This is a genomic window from Streptococcus sp. 20925_1_44, assembly GCF_041432435.1.
In the GTDB taxonomy this organism is placed as follows: Bacteria; Bacillota; Bacilli; order Lactobacillales; family Streptococcaceae; genus Streptococcus; species Streptococcus infantis.
The window spans coordinates 57,787-74,523 of record NZ_JAPVZQ010000004.1; the positions used below are offsets into that span (position 1 = coordinate 57,787).

At 39.9% G+C, this 16,737-nt stretch carries 13 protein-coding genes; 10 read left to right on the top strand and 3 right to left on the bottom strand.

The genetic code is table 11. From position 1 onward, the window contains the following. Both O3643_RS05935 and O3643_RS05940 read right to left on the bottom strand, forming a co-directional pair. A complete protein-coding gene (locus O3643_RS05935; RefSeq protein ID WP_371500510.1) occupies nucleotides 1–966 on the bottom strand; it encodes a LacI family DNA-binding transcriptional regulator in 966 nt (321 codons plus the stop codon). Further along, nucleotides 947–2,401, bottom strand: a complete 1,455-nt coding sequence (locus tag O3643_RS05940) for a sucrose-6-phosphate hydrolase (protein ID WP_371500512.1) — start codon at nucleotides 2,399–2,401, stop codon at nucleotides 947–949. Before O3643_RS05940 ends, O3643_RS05935 begins: the two co-directional genes overlap by 20 nt. Nucleotides 2,402–2,765: 364 nt before the next feature. On the opposite strand from O3643_RS05940, the gene O3643_RS05945 reads away from it, so the two are divergent. Together O3643_RS05945 and scrK are read left to right on the top strand one after the other, a co-directional pair. Then, nucleotides 2,766–4,658, top strand: coding sequence for a sucrose-specific PTS transporter subunit IIBC (locus O3643_RS05945; RefSeq protein ID WP_371500514.1), 1,893 nt, complete (start codon nucleotides 2,766–2,768; stop codon nucleotides 4,656–4,658). A 139-nt stretch (nucleotides 4,659–4,797) separates the two neighbouring features. Beyond that, nucleotides 4,798–5,685: a fructokinase ScrK gene (scrK, locus tag O3643_RS05950; RefSeq protein ID WP_006148929.1), complete on the top strand. Its 888-nt coding sequence runs from the start codon at nucleotides 4,798–4,800 to the stop codon at nucleotides 5,683–5,685. A 42-nt stretch (nucleotides 5,686–5,727) separates the two neighbouring features. Here scrK and O3643_RS05955 read toward each other — a convergent pair whose 3' ends face one another. Next, the gene (locus O3643_RS05955; RefSeq protein WP_371500516.1) at nucleotides 5,728–6,918 is read right to left on the bottom strand and encodes a cation diffusion facilitator family transporter; all 1,191 of its coding nucleotides are present in this window, start codon (nucleotides 6,916–6,918) and stop codon (nucleotides 5,728–5,730) included. Between the two features lie 157 nt (nucleotides 6,919–7,075). Here O3643_RS05955 and O3643_RS05960 point away from each other — a divergent pair, with 157 nt between their 5' ends. The 8 genes from O3643_RS05960 to O3643_RS05995 all read left to right on the top strand — a co-directional run bounded on the left by O3643_RS05960 (nucleotide 7,076) and on the right by O3643_RS05995 (nucleotide 16,737). Further along, nucleotides 7,076–8,686, top strand: coding sequence for a hypothetical protein (locus tag O3643_RS05960; RefSeq protein WP_371500518.1), 1,611 nt, complete (start codon nucleotides 7,076–7,078; stop codon nucleotides 8,684–8,686). Between the two features lies 1 nt (nucleotide 8,687). Then, entirely contained in the window at nucleotides 8,688–9,719 is a 1,032-nt protein-coding gene (locus O3643_RS05965) for an acyltransferase family protein (RefSeq protein ID WP_371500520.1), read from the top strand. After that, a complete protein-coding gene (locus tag O3643_RS05970; RefSeq protein ID WP_371500522.1) occupies nucleotides 9,712–10,680 on the top strand; it encodes a glycosyltransferase family 2 protein in 969 nt (322 codons plus the stop codon). The genes O3643_RS05965 and O3643_RS05970 overlap by 8 nt, the downstream gene beginning before the upstream one ends. A gap of 190 nt (nucleotides 10,681–10,870) precedes the next feature. Continuing rightward, nucleotides 10,871–13,555: a cation-translocating P-type ATPase gene (locus O3643_RS05975; protein WP_371500524.1), complete on the top strand. Its 2,685-nt coding sequence runs from the start codon at nucleotides 10,871–10,873 to the stop codon at nucleotides 13,553–13,555. 111 nt (nucleotides 13,556–13,666) lie between these two features. Further along, nucleotides 13,667–14,077, top strand: a complete 411-nt coding sequence (locus tag O3643_RS05980) for a peptide deformylase (protein WP_371500526.1) — start codon at nucleotides 13,667–13,669, stop codon at nucleotides 14,075–14,077. Between the two features lie 119 nt (nucleotides 14,078–14,196). Then, a complete protein-coding gene (locus O3643_RS05985; protein ID WP_049494288.1) occupies nucleotides 14,197–14,361 on the top strand; it encodes a hypothetical protein in 165 nt (54 codons plus the stop codon). 79 nt (nucleotides 14,362–14,440) lie between these two features. Further along, nucleotides 14,441–15,163 (top strand): peroxide stress protein YaaA, encoded by a 723-nt coding sequence (yaaA, locus tag O3643_RS05990; protein ID WP_371500529.1) that lies wholly within the window; start codon nucleotides 14,441–14,443, stop codon nucleotides 15,161–15,163. Between the two features lie 287 nt (nucleotides 15,164–15,450). Next, nucleotides 15,451–16,737 (top strand): homoserine dehydrogenase, encoded by a 1,287-nt coding sequence (locus O3643_RS05995; RefSeq protein ID WP_371500531.1) that lies wholly within the window; start codon nucleotides 15,451–15,453, stop codon nucleotides 16,735–16,737.

The window sequence follows — 16,737 nt, forward strand, 5'->3', positions numbered from 1 at the left end:
TTAAATACTTTTACCTGGTAAGAGACTAACTGGTAAGAAATAACCAGTCGTGGCAACTTCTTTGCCCTCGATTTTTTGAAGTAGTAAATCGACTGTCAGGCGAGCAATTTCTTCCAAGGGTTGTTTAATGGTAGTAAGGTGAGGATAGAAATTCTCGATAAAATAAGTTCCATCGTAGCCAATAACCTTAAGTTGTTCTGGAACAGAAATACCAAGTTCCTGAGCGATTTTCATCACCAAGATGGCTGTCAAATCATCCGATGCGAAAATAGCATCTGGTTTTTGTTTGGTTAGGATATTTTTGATTTCCATTTCCTTGCGGAGGGGTGAAAAGTCGCTGGAAATATTAATAATGGGAGCTTTAGGGAATATAGAAGCAAAGCCTGCATGACGAAGTCCAGTTGGTGAGTTGGAGTTGTCATTACCTGTAATCATAATAACAGACTTAACTCCAGTTTTCTCTAAAGTTTGAGCTGCAAGGACTCCACCAGCATAGTTATCAGAGGAAACAACAGGAATGTCCGGTGATAGGTTACGGTCAAAAGAGATGATTGGTGCTGTGACGCGATTGTAATCTTCGATACCTAAGTTATGACTTCCAGAAATAATACCGTCCACTTGATTGGCTTCCAACATTTCGATGTATTCACGTTCTTTTTCCGAATCGTGTTCACTATTACAAATGATGGTCTTGTAACCTTTTTTGAAGAGTTCGTGTTCCAATTTGTCAATTAACTCTGCATAGAAAACATGGCTGATTTTTGGAAAAATCAAACCGATTAACTTGGCTGATTTTCCTTGAAGACTTCGAGCTAAGTTATTGGGTTTATAGCCCAGCTCACGCATAGCCTCATTGACCTTTTGAATGGTTTTTTCAGATAGATAGCCTTTTTTATTGATGACACGTGAAACGGTAGTAGGGCTGACGCCAGCCAATTTTGCGACATCAGTTAGTTTTGCGACCATATTCTAATTCGTAGTATGTTCCAGTTGGGTTTCCAGATTTAATGAGAATTCCATTTTGGTTCTCATGTGGGAAGACACGACCAGAAAATACTTTTTCTCCTTTATTAATGAAAATTTCAAAGATTGAATTGTCGATGAAGATATTTACGGTAGTAGCTTGGTTATCAATTGGACATGAGCGAGTAGTTCCAAATTCTTGAGCGTATTGCTCACCTACCTGACTGCGGTCAACGGTTACTTGGCCATTGACAAGATCGAAATTGATAGAGAGCCCCTTGCCGTCTTTATCAGCAAGAAGGATGATTTCACTTTGGCTATTAGCCTCTAAGTTTAGTTCAAGTTCGTAGGTGTTCTTAGTTTCAGAACGATTTGAAAATTCCTCTTTTGAAGCACGGAGTTCCTTGATGGCTGCTACAGGATACTGATAGAGTTTGCCATCTTTAATGGTTAATTCTTTGACCAATGAGAAAGTTCCTTGGTGATCAAAGCGATCAGATGGATAAGAAACATCTGGTAAACCAAGCCAACTTACTGCTAAGGCACGTCCATCAGGATCATTGAAGGCCTGAGTGGCATATGCTTCGAAACCATAGTCTAGATTGTGTAGTTCAGACACATCTACCATACGTGCATTTTCAGGATCGAAGGAAGCACCAATTTTATACATATTTGGATAGATATTGTCATAGTCAAGAACCTTTTTATCCAAACCTTGTGGACAGTAGAGAAGGACAGGTTGTTCTCCGACAAAGACAAGATTTGGGCACTCCATCATATAGGCAGTGCGGTCATTGTTGAAGTTCAAATCACCCACTTCTTGCCAGTTTGTATAATCGTTATCGACCGCTTTGTAGAGACGAACAAAACCTTTTTTCTCCAAGTCCTGGCCGCCGACAATTGCGTAGTATTGTCCTTTAAAGATAAAAATTTGTGGATCACGGAAGTGGTCAGTAGCATCAGCAGGCTGATCAATCAAGATCTTATCAATCTTTTTAATATTTCCATCCTTATCCATCAAAGCACCGATTTGATAAGGGTGACGTACCCAATTTTCGTCACGAACATTTCCTGTATAAAATAAGAACAGTTGATCGCCAAACTGCATAGCAGATCCTGAGTAAGCACCGTGGCTATCCAGAGGAGTATCAGGTAATATTTTTACACCTGTTTCAGTAAAGTGAACCAAGTCGTCGCTTTCAAGCTGAACCCAAGATTTCAAACCGTGAGTTGCACCAAAGGGGAAATTTTGGTAAAAAACAATCCATTTGCCATCGAAGTAAGAAAAACCATTTGGATCATTAAGGAGTCCTTCTTTTGGCTCAATGTGATAGCTGACGTGCCATGGGGATTGTGCCATCTTTTCTTGGATTTCTTTTCTTTCTTCTTGTGTCCAATCTTCATAGCGTCTATAACGACGCTCGGTAGTCCATTCCATTTATATTCCCTCCATAAATTCTACTATCTTTATAGTAAACGTTTCCTTATAAAAAAGCAAGTCTTTTATCATAAAATTAAGAAAAAAATGTCAAACGATTGACAGATATTTAGGAGCCTATTTTTATGAAAATCAATGAAAATGTGAAAGTTTTTAAAAAAATACACATAAAAACACGTAGGGACAGGCGTTTTTGAGAGAATTTTATCAAAAAAGTAGCAAAAACTATCAAAAATTTTAACAATCAAAAAACTTTTTCTGCAAAACGCTTGACATATTTTTGAAAGATGATAAAATAATACTCGTAGGGCGAATAAATCGCTTTCAAACAAGAACAAATTTTTTTATAAGGAGATTTTTGCAAATGACCAATACAGAAATTGCAAAAAAAGTCATCGAAGCCTTGGGTGGACGTGAGAACGTTAATAGTGTAGCTCACTGTGCGACTCGTCTTCGCGTTATGGTTAAAGATGAAGCGAAAATTAACAAAGATGCTATCGAGAACTTGGAAAAAGTTCAAGGTGCTTTCTTTAACTCAGGTCAATACCAAATCATCTTTGGTACTGGTACAGTAAACAAGATGTACGATGAAGTCGTAGCTCTTGGTTTGCCAACATCTTCTAAAGAAGATATGAAAGCAGAAGCTGCTAAACAAGGGAATTGGTTCCAACGTGCCATCCGTACTTTCGGTGACGTCTTCGTTCCAATCATTCCAGCAATCGTAGCAACTGGTCTTTTTATGGGACTTCGTGGTTTTTTGGCTTCGCTTGGATACACACTTCCTAATGATTTAAATGTTTACTCACAGATTTTAACGGATACAGCTTTTATTGTATTGCCAGCTCTGGTTGTTTGGTCTACCTTCCGTGTATTTGGTGGTAATCAAACAATCGGTATTGTTCTTGGTATGATGCTAATTGCAGGTCAATTACCAAATGCCTGGGTTGTAGCTTCTGGTGGGGACGTAACTCCAACTATTTTCTTTGGCTTTATTCCAGTTGTTGGTTTGCAAGGGTCCGTTCTTCCAGCCTTCATCATCGGGGTTGTCGGAGCTAAATTTGAAAAAGCTGTTCGTAAAGTGGTTCCAGAAGTTTTGGATCTTTTGGTAACACCATTCGTAACACTTTTAGTAATGTCAATTCTCGGACTCTTCCTTATTGGACCAATCTTCCACGTAGTTGAGGAGTACATTTTAGCAGGTACTCAAGCCATCCTACATTTGCCATTTGGACTTGGAGGATTCTTGATTGGTGGAGTTCACCAAGTAATCGTTGTATCTGGTGTTCACCATATCTTCAACTTCTTAGAAGCTAAACTAGTAGCTACAGGAGCTAATCCGTTTAATGCTATTATTACAGCTGCTATGACTGCTCAAGGTGCTGCAACTGTAGCCGTTGGTGTGAAAACTAAAAATCCTAAATTGAAAGCTTTGGCTTTCCCTGCTGCTCTTTCTGCCTTCCTTGGTATTACTGAGCCTGCTATCTTCGGGGTAAACTTGCGTTACCGTAAACCATTCTTCCTTTCATTGATTGCTGGTGCTATTGGTGGTGGATTGGCATCTATCCTTGGACTTGCTGGTACTGGTATGGGTATTACTATCATTCCTGGAACTTCTCTTTATGTTGGTAATGGACAACTTCTACAATATCTTCTTATGGTAGCTGTATCATTTGCACTTGGTTTTGCTCTTACTTACATGTTTGGTTACGAAGATGAAGTAGAAGAGGTTGCAGGAGCAATTTCTGAAGCTGAAACTGACCGTTTAACAGAAGAAGCAGTAACTGGTACCCTTGTTTCACCTAGCGAAGGTGTCATCCAAACACCAATCGTTGGTGATGTTGTTGCTCTTTCAAATGTGAATGACCCAGTATTCTCAAGCGGAGCTATGGGACAAGGTATCGCCGTGAAACCTAGCCAAGATGTTGTTTATGCACCAGCTGATGCTGAAGTAACAATCGTCTTCCCAACTGGCCATGCTTATGGATTGAGAACAGCTAACGGTGCTGAAATCTTAATTCACGTTGGTATCGATACTGTTTCAATGAATGGTGAAGGCTTCAACCATAAAGTTGCCCAAGGTGACAAGGTTAAAGCTGGAGATGTTCTTGGAACATTTGACTCAGCTAAGATTGCCGCTGCAGGTCTGGATAACACTACTATGGTTATCGTAACAAACACTGCAGACTTTGCTTCAGTAAATCCAGTTGCTTCTGGATCAGTTGCTAAGGGTGACGCAGTCATTGAAGTTAAAGCTTAATAAATCAAAAAACGAACAAATGTCATGTTTGTTCGTTTTTGCTTGAATGGTAAAATTTACAGAGGAAAATCTAAAATATTGAGCAATTTTCAGTCTGGAAATATGCTATAATAAAGAAAATAAATACAAGAGGTTAATCATGACAAAACTATACGGAAGCTTGGAAGCGGGCGGTACAAAATTTGTCTGTGCTGTCGGAGATGAAAACTATAACGTTGTAGAAAAGGTACAATTTCCTACAACAACACCTATTGAAACAATCGATAAAACCATCGAGTTCTTCTCAAAATTCGACAATCTTGCAGGACTTGCCATTGGTTCATTTGGTCCAATCGATATCGATAAAAACTCAAAAACTTACGGATTTATCACAACAACTCCAAAACCTAACTGGGCAAATGTAGACTTGCTTGGTGCTCTTCGTCGTGCTCTAAACGTGCCTATGTATTTCACGACAGACGTAAACAGTTCTGCCTACGGTGAAGTGGTTGCTCGTAATAATGCCGGCGGTCGTATCGAAAACTTGGTTTATTACACAATCGGTACAGGTATCGGTGCAGGTGTTATCCAACGTGGCGAGTTTATTGGCGGTGTTGGTCACCCTGAGATGGGTCATTATTATGTGGCTAGACACCCAATGGATATTGAAAAAGAATTTAAAGGTGTTTGTCCTTTCCATAATGGATGTTTGGAAGGTTATGCGGCTGGTCCAAGTTTGGAAGCTCGTACAGGTGTTCGTGGGGAAAACATTGAACTCAACAATTCTGTCTGGGATGTTCAAGCCTACTACATTGCTCAAGCCGCAGTGAATGCGACTGTAACTTTCCGTCCAGATGTCATCGTCTTTGGTGGTGGAGTTATGGCTCAACAACATATGCTTGACCGTGTACGTGAGAAATTCACAGCCCTACTCAATGGCTACCTCCCAGTTCCAGATGTACGTGACTATATCGTGACTCCAGCTGTTGCTGGCAATGGTTCAGCTACACTAGGAAACTTCGTTCTTGCTAAGAGCGTTGCAAAATGAGAATATAAAAAACTCCCAACTGAGAAAGTTGGGAGTTTTGCTTTAGTCTTTTTCTATTTTGGTTTCCTGATGGAAAATATTTTGCCAAGTTTCGTGGCGACGCCAGATGCTGGTATGAATGGTATCACCGACTTGGTAGCGGATGAGTTTAGTCTTTTGACTGATAGAGGTTAACTGAAGCTCTTTAATGGCAGAGGTTAATTCTTTTTCAGCCTTATAGGCATCCTTTCCCAGTTCATGTCCGTCCTGGCGGATATAAATGAAATCTTCTGCAAGTAATTCTTCCAGTTGATTTCCTTGGTCGATTAGTTGCTCTCTCATGAGCAATTTTTTATAGACATTATCTAGGATTTCATCCTCAGGGATTGGTGCTGGTTCGATATGAATGTCTGTATCAAAGACACCAAAGCGTTCTGATAACATGGATTCGACCTGGTCCGCAATTTCGTGACTTTCAAAAACAGACAGATCTGGGTTCATCTCAAGTGTGATGTCCAGATAAATGTTGCTTCCGTAAGTACGACCGCGTTGAGATTTGACCTTGCTAATCTTAGGAATTTCCATGATAGCTTTTTGGTAATCTTCAAGCAAGTGTTCATCAAAACCATCAGAAAGGCTGAAGGATGACTCGATAAAGATGTCATAGGCTGTTTTGAGGATAAAGAAGGTAATGATAATCGCGACCAACTTATCCACGATTGGATAGTTGAAGCTACTAGCCAGGATAGCAATAGAAGTTCCAAGAGATGTCACGGCATCTGATAAATTATCCTTAGCGGCTGCCTTGAGGGCCTTTGATTTAGCTTGCTTACTCAGATGGGTATTGTAGAGATAAACGGCGAACATGATGATAGCAGAGATGACTCCCAGAGTCGCACCAAGTGGGTCAATGACCGTTTGTTCTCGGCTGAGTATCTTTTGAATGGTGTCACGTAGAACATCAAAGCCAACGTAAAACATGATGATGGAAGTGATGAGACTTGCCAAATCCTCTATTTTCCAGTGGCCGAAGCGATGATCTCTATCTGCCGGTTGGCGAGCCAAACGAATCCCGATGAGAAGGGCCACGTTTCCAACGATATCTGAAACGTTGTTAAAACCATCTGCCACCAAACTGGATGAATGGAGGAGGTGTCCGGTCGCTAGCTTAGCTGCAGACAAGAATAGATAGGTCAAGATGCTGATAATGGCACCACGCTCAGCTAATTTTAAGTTTGAAACCGATTGATTCATCTAACTCCCCTTCTAGCATTTTAGTATTCTTTCATTATACTGGTTTTCCAAGGAAAATTCAAATGGAGGGGTTGGGGAGATTTGCATTGATTCAACAGATTTTTTGATTGAAATATGATAGAATATAAAGTAATCATAATTTTAGAGAGAGTTTTCCATGACCCATAAACAAATCACAGATAGAATGATTCGAATTGGTTTGCTGTTGCTACCATTTCTTATTTTTTATGGCCATAGAGTAGTTAAGGGGTTTGATTATCCAGTGGTTGATGATATCATGGTCAATCAAACCATATTATCTGGTGATAATATGTTGCTTCCCTATATTGGAATTTTGTTATCATCTGCTTTAGTATTTCTTCAGCAATTATTTACAAATTGGAATATTTATTTTATTTTCTTAGCTCTCAGTTTTTGCTTGAGTTTTAGCATCTATTTGGAGTTCTTTTTTAGAAAGAAACATTATTTCTTACTTCCCTTAGTAATGTTACTTCAAATGGTTTTAATGAAGTATTTCTCGTTTTCAGTCATTGCTTATTTATTATCGACTGCAGCTATACTTTTATTATTTGATCGAAAATATATAACTGGAGTGCTCTTATCTTTGATAGGGTTGTCGATTAGACCACAAATTATTGCTAGTTTATTATTGCTTTTACTCCCCTTCCTAGCTTTTGAAGTAATCAAAGGAAAAAAGAAAAAAGAATTATTCTTGTTATCTGCTGTCATTTTACTTATCTTTGCTTCCAATAAAATTTATACCTTAATGAGACCAGATGTTCAAGAATACCTAAATTGGAATACTCTAAGTACCAATTTGAGAGATTTCCCTGCGATTGAGTATGAGAAACATGCCAAGGAATTTCAGGAATTGGGGATCAGTGAAAACGACTTATCTGCTTCAACCTACTGGTTGTTTGCAGAAAAAGATGCTTTGAACAATGAGTTGTTAACAAAAATTCAATCCGTACGTTCTTTCTCTGAGAAGTACTCCTTTAATGTATTTCAGATGGTGAAAGATTATTTCCAAAATATCATTTTGACAACCTTTCTTTTTGTTATGGTTGGCTGGTTTTTGTTCTTCAAGCCTAAGAAAGTCTATGGCTGGTTACTCTCCCTTGTTCCATTTGCACTAATTGGAGCTCTATTTGTTAGGCAGAGAGTGGTAGAACGTGTTTATATCCCGATTATCGTTAGCTTTTTAATCTTTTTCGTCTACTATGCGCCCTTATTTTACAATAAGCGTAAACTGTTGAAAAAAAGAGAAATTTTTTATAGTCTACAACTTGTAGGAATGCTGGCGAGTATGGCCTGGGTAAATAGTGTGGGACAAGAACTTTACTGGTTCCCAATCATTCAATCATCCATGGTATCAGAGTATCATGATGTAGTGGAAAAACACTCTGATAAATTGCTTGTTTTTGGCGGTTATGGAACGCTTGTCAATTCTCAACCGAGCTTGGCTACGATTAGAAGGAAGCCTGATCAGTTGATTGAAAATACAACAACCTTAGGTAACTGGCAAACTTTTTCGCCACATTATTATCAATTAATGAAAAAGTATAATGTTGAGGAGCCTAGTAATCTTCTTTCTTCTGCTACTGATAAGGAGAATATCCTATTCTTTTGGTCACCCTCTTCAGGAAAGATGGATCAAGTCAAGAAAATAATGAAAGAACATTACCAGAAAGATGTTTATTTTGAAGAAGTTGAGGTGGTCACTTCTGATATGAATCTTTATCGACTAAGAACAGGAGAAGGGAGATAGGATGAAAAAGCGCATAGGTTACCTAGATATGGCTAAGGGGTTAGCGATTATACTTGTTATTATAGGGCATAGTAGTTTTGTGCCTCTTCGTGCAAAAATACTCCTCTATGTTTTTCATATCCCCTTATTTTTCTTCTTGTCAGGTTTTACTTTAAATGTCACTAAATACAAAACATTTAAGGAATATTTTCTTAGCAAGGTGAAAAGTTTAGTTGTTCCCTTTTTTTGCTTGAATATTTTTGTTTTTCTCTTTCACCTCTTTGTCATGTATCCTGAACAAGTATTAAGTTTTAATCTTATTTATTTTGCTAAACAGTTATTGTTGTCAGACCGCTTGCATGTTTATTTTCAGTTATGGTTTCTGAATGTCATGTTCTTAGCACATGTTTTTAGTTACTTTATTCTCAGAAAAAAATGGACGATTGTCCAATGGTTATTGATTGTTGCATCACTCTTTCTTCTAGTCGTTTTAGGACAAAAAATCTATGCTTGGAATTTTTATCTTATCTGGAATATTGATCTAGTCCCTGTAGCCATTATCTTTACACTCTTAGGTGTCGGAGTGAGAAAATGTTTAGCGCAGATAGGAAAGTTTTTTGCAATTTATTATTTGCCGCTTGCCTTATTGCTAACTATATTTGTTGGTAGGTTGAACTATCATTGGAGTGGAAAACAGATTGTCGATCTCTACTATCAACAGATTGGAAACCATCTCTTGTTTTACATTGCTGCAATTTCAGGTATATGGTCCACCCTCATATTCTTTAAGTCAATTCCTGAAATGACTCTCTTGAAATCAATCGGTCAAAGAACCTTGATTTACTATGGTGTCCATGCCCCGATTGTTTTAGTATTGGTAGAAAAATTAGTTTTACAATTATCTACTAGATACACCGGTATTTTTGTGAATGGCTACGTTACAACAAGTGTTGTTACAATATTGACTTTGGTAGGGTGTGAATTGATTGTCAGAGTATTTAGAGGGACAAACTTTCCCTTTGGGATTAAAAGGTTAGGAGTCAAAAATGAGTAGAAATAATCCGATTTTATATATCGTGATTCCATGTTATAACGAAGAGCAAGTATTACCTCACACAAATCCAATGTTTATTGAAAAGATTGAATCTTTAATCAATACTGGGAAAGTGCATCCAAACAGTAAAGTGATGTATGTCAATGATGGTAGTAAAGATGCGACGTGGTCATTAATTCAACAATATGCAAAAGAAAACAGCCATGTTGTTGGGATTGCACAAAGCAGAAACCGCGGACACCAAAGTAGTGTTTTAGCAGGGATGGAAGAAGCTGCGAGATTCGCAGATATCGTTATTACGATTGATGCGGATGGACAAGATGATATCAACTGCATGGATCAAATGGTTGCAGAATATAAAGACGGTTCGGAGATTGTTTACGGGGTTCGAGACAATCGTGATACTGATTCAGCATTTAAGAGAATCACAGCTGAAGGCTTCTATAAAGTGATGCATCTTTTTGGTGCGGACGTGGTCTTTAATCATGCAGACTATCGCCTTGTCTCTAAACGATTTATTCATGAACTTGCTAAATTTAAAGAAGTAAACTTATTTCTTCGAGGTATTATGCCTCTTGTAGGATTTAAGTATTCCTACGTGACTTATAAACGCCATGAACGAATTGCTGGAGAAAGTCACTATCCACTTTCTAAAATGCTTGGTCTAGCAATGGATGGTATTACTAGCCTATCTATTAAACCTATTCGCTTGATTACTAGCTTGGGAGTTATGACTTCACTTTTTAGTTTTTTGTTGATCATCTGGGTTTTGTGGAGCAAATTTGCTGGTACAGTAGTAGCCGGATGGGCCAGTACCTACGCCATTGTAAGCTTACTTGGCGGGGTTCAACTCATTAGTCTTGGTGTAATTGGGGAATATATTGGAAAAATCTATCTAGAAACGAAACAACGTCCAAGATATATTATCAGCGACCGCACCTATGATGAGAGTGATGAGTAACCCCACCTCAAAACTTGAAAACTTTTGAAATTCTGATATAATAGAACTACTCAAGGGAGTAGCTGGCGGTTAACCGCGATAGTGTCGTCATTACGAATTATTTCCGGCACTATATTAAACAGCGAGACTTGTTTTTTTAAAAAACAGGTCTCTTTTTTTGTAAAAAGAGGCCAAAAAGGAGGAGACTGTTTTGTCAAAAGAACAAAATAAAGACTTGTTTTACACACAAGCCTCAGAAGAAGTCCTAAAGAACTTGGACTCATCTATCGAAGGTTTGTCAACTGCTCAAGCTCAAGAACGCTTAGCGACTTATGGTCGTAATGAGTTGGAAGAGGGAGAGAAACGTAGCCTACTAGCTAAATTCCTTGATCAATTTAAGGATTTGATGATTATCATCTTGCTTGCAGCAGCGGCACTTTCTGTGATTACAGAAGGAATGGACGGTCTAACGGATGCCATTATCATCTTAGCTGTTGTTGTCTTGAATGCTGCCTTTGGGGTTTACCAAGAAGGGCAAGCAGAAGCAGCCATTGAAGCTCTGAAAAATATGTCTAGCCCGATGGCTCGTGTTCGTCGTGATGGTCATGTTATTGAGATTGACTCGAAAGAATTAGTACCTGGAGATATCGTCTTGCTTGAAGCGGGAGATGTCGTGCCTGCAGATATGCGTTTGTTTGAAGCGGCTTCTCTTAAAATAGAAGAAGCAGCTCTTACAGGGGAGTCTGTCCCAGTTGAAAAAGATGTGACAGGACTTGTTGAAGCAGATGCTGGTATCGGAGATCGTGTTAACATGGGTTACCAAAACTCAAATGTAACATACGGTCGTGGTATTGGTGTCGTGACCAACACTGGTATGTATACAGAAGTTGGTAAGATTGCAGATATGTTGGCTAATGCCGACGAGACAGAGACACCATTGAAGCAAAGCCTGGAACAATTATCTAAGGCCTTGACTTACTTAATCATTGTGATTGCAGTGATTACCTTCTTGGTTGGTGTCTTTGTTCGTGGCGAACATCCATTAGAAGGCTTGATGGTGGCGGTTGCCCTTGCGGTTGCTGCGATTCCAGAAGGGCTTCCTGCCATTGTAACCATCGTTCTATCTTTGGGAACTACAACCCTTGCAAAACGTAATTCGATTGTCCGCAAATTGCCAGCGGTTGAAACGCTTGGTTCAACAGAAATCATTGCATCTGATAAAACAGGTACCTTGACTATGAACCAAATGACTGTTGAGAAGGTTTATACTAACGGTCAATTGCAAAGCTCGGCATCTGAAATTGCTGCTAGCAACAATACGCTACGTATCATGAACTTTGCCAATGACACCAAGGTGGACCCATCTGGCAAGCTGATTGGGGATCCAACGGAGACAGCTCTTGTACAGTTTGGTTTGGACCACAACTTTGATGTTCGTGAAGTCTTGAAGGATGAACCACGTGTAGCTGAATTGCCATTTGACTCAGACCGTAAACTCATGTCTACCATTCATAAGGAAGCAGACGGTTCTTACTTTATCGCTGTCAAGGGTGCACCTGATCAGTTGCTCAAGCGCGTGACTCGTATTGAAGTCAATGGGGAAGTTCGCCCCATCACAGAAGAAGATAAACAAGCTATCCTTGCTACCAACAAAGACTTAGCTAAACAAGCCCTTCGTGTCTTGATGATGGCTTACAAGACAAGTAACGAAATTCCAACCTTGGAATCTGAAATTGTTGAATCTGACCTTATTTTCTCTGGTTTGGTCGGCATGATTGACCCTGAACGTCCAGAAGCTGCAGAAGCTGTTCGTGTCGCTAAGGAAGCGGGTATCCGTCCGATTATGATCACTGGTGACCACCAAGATACAGCGGAAGCTATCGCTAAACGTCTCGGTATCATCGATCCAAATGATACAGAAGACCATGTCTTCACGGGTGCTGAGTTGAATGAACTCACTGATGAAGAATTCCAAAAAGTCTTCAAGCAATACTCTGTTTACGCGCGTGTATCACCTGAGCACAAGGTTCGTATCGTTAAAGCTTGGCAAAATGAAGGCAAGGTTGTTGCCATGACTGGTGACGGGGTCAACGATGCGCCTTCACTTAAGACAGCGGATATCGGTATCGGTATGGGGATTACAGGTACAGAAGTTTCTAAGGGAGCTTCGGATATGGTCCTTGCTGATGATAACTTTGCAACCATTATCGTAGCGGTAGAAGAAGGACGTAAGGTCTTCTCAAATATCCAAAAATCAATCCAATACCTCTTGTCTGCCAATATGGCTGAAGTTTTCACCATCTTCTTTGCAACCTTGTTAGGTTGGGATGTGCTTCAACCAGTGCATTTGCTATGGATTAACCTGGTAACAGATACGCTACCAGCCATCGCTCTTGGGGTGGAACCAGCTGAGCCAGGCGTTATGACTCACAAACCTCGTGGACGTAAGTCTAACTTCTTTGATGGTGGTGTCTTCGGAGCAATCATTTATCAAGGGATCTTCCAAACGATGCTAGTTTTGGGTGTCTATGGTTGGGCTCTTCTCTTCCCAGAGCACCAAAGTCATACTGAAATCCATGCGGATGCCCTTACCATGGCTTTTGCAACTCTCGGTTTGATCCAATTGCTCCATGCCTTTAACGTTAAGTCGGTTTACCAATCTATCTTTAAAGTGGGACTCTTTACCAACAAGACCTTTAACTGGTCTATCCCAGTTGCCTTCGTCCTCTTTGTGGTGACAATTTTGGTTCCTGGATTTAATAATCTCTTCCACGTGTCACATTTGAGTTTGACTCAATGGATGGTGGTCGCTGTAGGAGCGCTTATGATTGTAGTCCTTGTTGAGATTGTCAAAGCAGTTCAACGAGCGCTTGGAAAAGATAAAAACGCTATTTAAGCACTATGAAAAGTCATCTTCGGATGGCTTTTTAGATTTTATATAAAGATAAACTGACTAAGCATTTTATGCTATAATCAAGTAGACTGATATCGCATGGAGGAAAGAATCTTGGAAAAGACAATTGTAAAAGATATCTTGTTTTTGTCGCAGGTATCCCAGCCTGCTAGTCAGGAAGATTTACCCCTAGCAAAGGATTTGCAGGATACCCTACAGGCTAACCGAGAAACCTGTGTTGGACTAGCGGCTAATATGATTGGAGTACAAAAACGTGTCATTATTTTTAATATCGGAATGATTCCCATGGTTATGTTTAATCCAGTTCTCAAATCTTTTGAAGGACCATACGAGACAGAGGAAGGTTGTTTGTCTTTGACAGGTGTCAGACCGACAACTAGGTATGAGAAGATTACAGTAAACTACAGAGATATCCATTGGCAAGAGCAGACCATTACCCTGACAGGTTTTCCGGCGCAGATTTGTCAGCATGAATTGGATCATTTGGAAGGGATTATCATATAGGCCTTGTATCCTAGATCAGGGTCCATCCTTCAAGCTTAAGGAAACAACCTCATTTTTCTTGCACTCTTGTTTGAAATTTGTGATAATAAATGAAAGAATAATAAATGGAGGACAGTCAAATGGGATTTTATCTGATGATTGGTTCGATGTTGCTTGGTCTTTTTGCTTTGAAGATAGGATTTTCTCATCTAAAGGAGAAAAAGTTTAATCTGTCATCTATCTTGACAAGCTGCCTTGGGACAGCACTAGTTCTCTTTGCAATCTGGTTAGGATTGCCAAAATAAGGAAAGAAGCCTCGGGATTCACCGAGGTTTTTAGGTGCAAATCCTTGGTAGTCCTAAAAAAATATGCTACACTAACACTATGAAAATTCTAATCCCAACTGCAAAAGAAATGAATACCGAAATCCCTAGTTTAGAGGCTAAACCATTGCGTCCTGAAAGTCAGGCTGTATTGGATGCATTAGCGACATATTCTGCCCAAGAGCTGGAGAGTTTTTACAAAATATCTGCCGAAAAAGCGCAAGAGGAGTATGACCATATCCAGGCCTTGAAAAATGAAACTGCGACAAACTATCCAGCCTTGCACCTCTTTGATGGACTCATGTATCGCAACATCAAACGAAACGATCTCACCAAGGAGGAGCAAACCTTTCTGGAGAAACACCTCATGATAACGTCAGCTCTCTATGGTGTGATTCCAGCCTTTGAACCGATTGCGCCTCACAGACTGGACTTTTTGATGAAACTAAAAGTCGCTGGAAAAAGCTTGAAAAGTCATTGGCAGGTGGCCTATGAAGAGTCGATGAAGGGTGAAGAACTAATCTTTTCTCTCTTGTCTTCGGAGTTTGAAACTGTCTTCCCTAAAGAAATCCGTGAGAAAATGGTGACCTTCAAGTTTATGGAAGAAAGAGATGGAAAACTAAAAATTCACTCAACCATTTCTAAAAAATCCCGAGGGGCTTTCTTAACAGCCTTGATGGAAAATCAGGCAACCTCAGTTGAAGAGATTAAAAAGCTCAGCTTTGCGGGTTTCAATTATCGAGAAGACTTGTCGAGTGATAAGGAATTGGCTTTTGTGAAATAGATAGAAAATAGAGAGAGTGGGACAGAAATCGGTAATTCGTTAGAATTCGATTTCGTCGTCCCACCTCCGCACAGTTGAGTAGGGCTGTAAAAGCTGATGAAATCAGCGTAGTTAGAGCCCACTCAACCACTGCGTCTTGCTCGACAATCCAAAGGCAATTGAGAGGCTAGGACTTTTGTTCCAGCCTCTTTTTGTGATTTGGTGCTCCTATTTTTAGTTTAGAATGGTAGGAATTTTCACACAATTTTGGTATAATAGGACTATTAGAAAATTTCGAGGAGACAAACATGTCAGTTAAGATTGCTTTACTTGGATTTGGTACAGTTGCCAGTGGCGTACCATTCTTGCTAAAGGAAAATAGAGAAAAAATTGTTCAAGCAGCCCAGTCAGAAATTGAAGTAGCTAAAGTTTTGGTCAAAGACGATCAAGAGAAAGCCCGCTTGCTTGAAGCAGGAAATGATTTTAATTTTGTAACAAACATCGATGAAATCTTGTCCGACAAAGACATCACGATCGTTGTTGAGTTGATGGGGCGTATCGAACCTGCTAAAACCTTTATCACTCGTGCTTTAGAAGCAGGGAAACACGTCGTGACAGCTAACAAGGATCTTTTGGCAGTCCATGGTGCAGAATTGCTTGAGGTAGCCAAAACTCACAATGTTGCCCTATACTATGAAGCAGCTGTTGCAGGAGGAATTCCAATCCTTCGTACCTTGGTCAACTCACTAGCATCAGACAAAATCACACGTGTTCTTGGTGTTGTCAATGGAACATCTAACTTCATGATGACCAAAATGGTAACAGAAGGTTGGTCTTATGAGGATGCTTTGGCAGAAGCTCAACGACTTGGCTTTGCTGAAAGCGACCCTACCAATGACGTTGACGGGATTGATGCGGCCTACAAGATGGTCATCCTCAGCCAGTTTGCATTTGGAATGAATGTTAAGTTTGAAGATGTGGGCCACCAAGGAATTCGCAACATCACTCCAGAAGATGTAGCAGTAGCTCAAGAACTTGGTTATGTTGTAAAACTAGTTGGTTCTATCGAAGAAACAGCTTCTGGAATCGCTGCTGAGGTTACACCAACCTTCCTTCCTAAGGCTCACCCACTTGCAAGTGTTAACGGTGTTATGAATGCAGTCTTTGTGGAATCTATCGGTATCGGCGAGTCTATGTACTATGGACCAGGTGCTGGTCAAAAACCAACTGCAACAAGTGTTGTGGCTGATATTGCCCGTATCGTTCGTCGTCTGAATGATGGAACAATTGGAAAAGCCTTTAATGAATACAGCCGTCCAGTAGTCTTGGCTAAACCAGAAGATGTCAAAGCCAACTACTATTTCTCAATCTTGGCTCCAGACTCAAAAGGTCAAGTCTTGAAATTGGCTGAGCTCTTTAACGCAGAAGATATTTCCTTCAAGCAAATCCTTCAAGATGGTAAGCAAGAAGGCAAGGCTCGTGTTGTCATCATCACTCATAAAATCAACAAGGCGCAACTTGAAAATATTACAGCAGCTTTGAAGGGTGTAGCCGAGTTTGAACTTCTCAACACCTTCAAGGTTTTAGGAGACTAA

Excerpts from the sequence above, each read along its gene's own strand:
- O3643_RS05935 (WP_371500510.1), bottom strand. The coding sequence starts at position 966 with ATGGTCGCAAAACTAACTGATGTCGCAAAATTGGCTGGCGTCAGCCCT.
- O3643_RS05940 (WP_371500512.1), bottom strand. The coding sequence starts at position 2,401 with ATGGAATGGACTACCGAGCGTCGTTATAGACGCTATGAAGATTGGACA.
- O3643_RS05945 (WP_371500514.1), top strand. The coding sequence starts at position 2,766 with ATGACCAATACAGAAATTGCAAAAAAAGTCATCGAAGCCTTGGGTGGA.
- scrK (WP_006148929.1), top strand. The coding sequence starts at position 4,798 with ATGACAAAACTATACGGAAGCTTGGAAGCGGGCGGTACAAAATTTGTC.
- O3643_RS05955 (WP_371500516.1), bottom strand. The coding sequence starts at position 6,918 with ATGAATCAATCGGTTTCAAACTTAAAATTAGCTGAGCGTGGTGCCATT.
- O3643_RS05960 (WP_371500518.1), top strand. The coding sequence starts at position 7,076 with ATGACCCATAAACAAATCACAGATAGAATGATTCGAATTGGTTTGCTG.
- O3643_RS05965 (WP_371500520.1), top strand. The coding sequence starts at position 8,688 with ATGAAAAAGCGCATAGGTTACCTAGATATGGCTAAGGGGTTAGCGATT.
- O3643_RS05970 (WP_371500522.1), top strand. The coding sequence starts at position 9,712 with ATGAGTAGAAATAATCCGATTTTATATATCGTGATTCCATGTTATAAC.
- O3643_RS05985 (WP_049494288.1), top strand. The coding sequence starts at position 14,197 with ATGGGATTTTATCTGATGATTGGTTCGATGTTGCTTGGTCTTTTTGCT.
- yaaA (WP_371500529.1), top strand. The coding sequence starts at position 14,441 with ATGAAAATTCTAATCCCAACTGCAAAAGAAATGAATACCGAAATCCCT.
- O3643_RS05995 (WP_371500531.1), top strand. The coding sequence starts at position 15,451 with ATGTCAGTTAAGATTGCTTTACTTGGATTTGGTACAGTTGCCAGTGGC.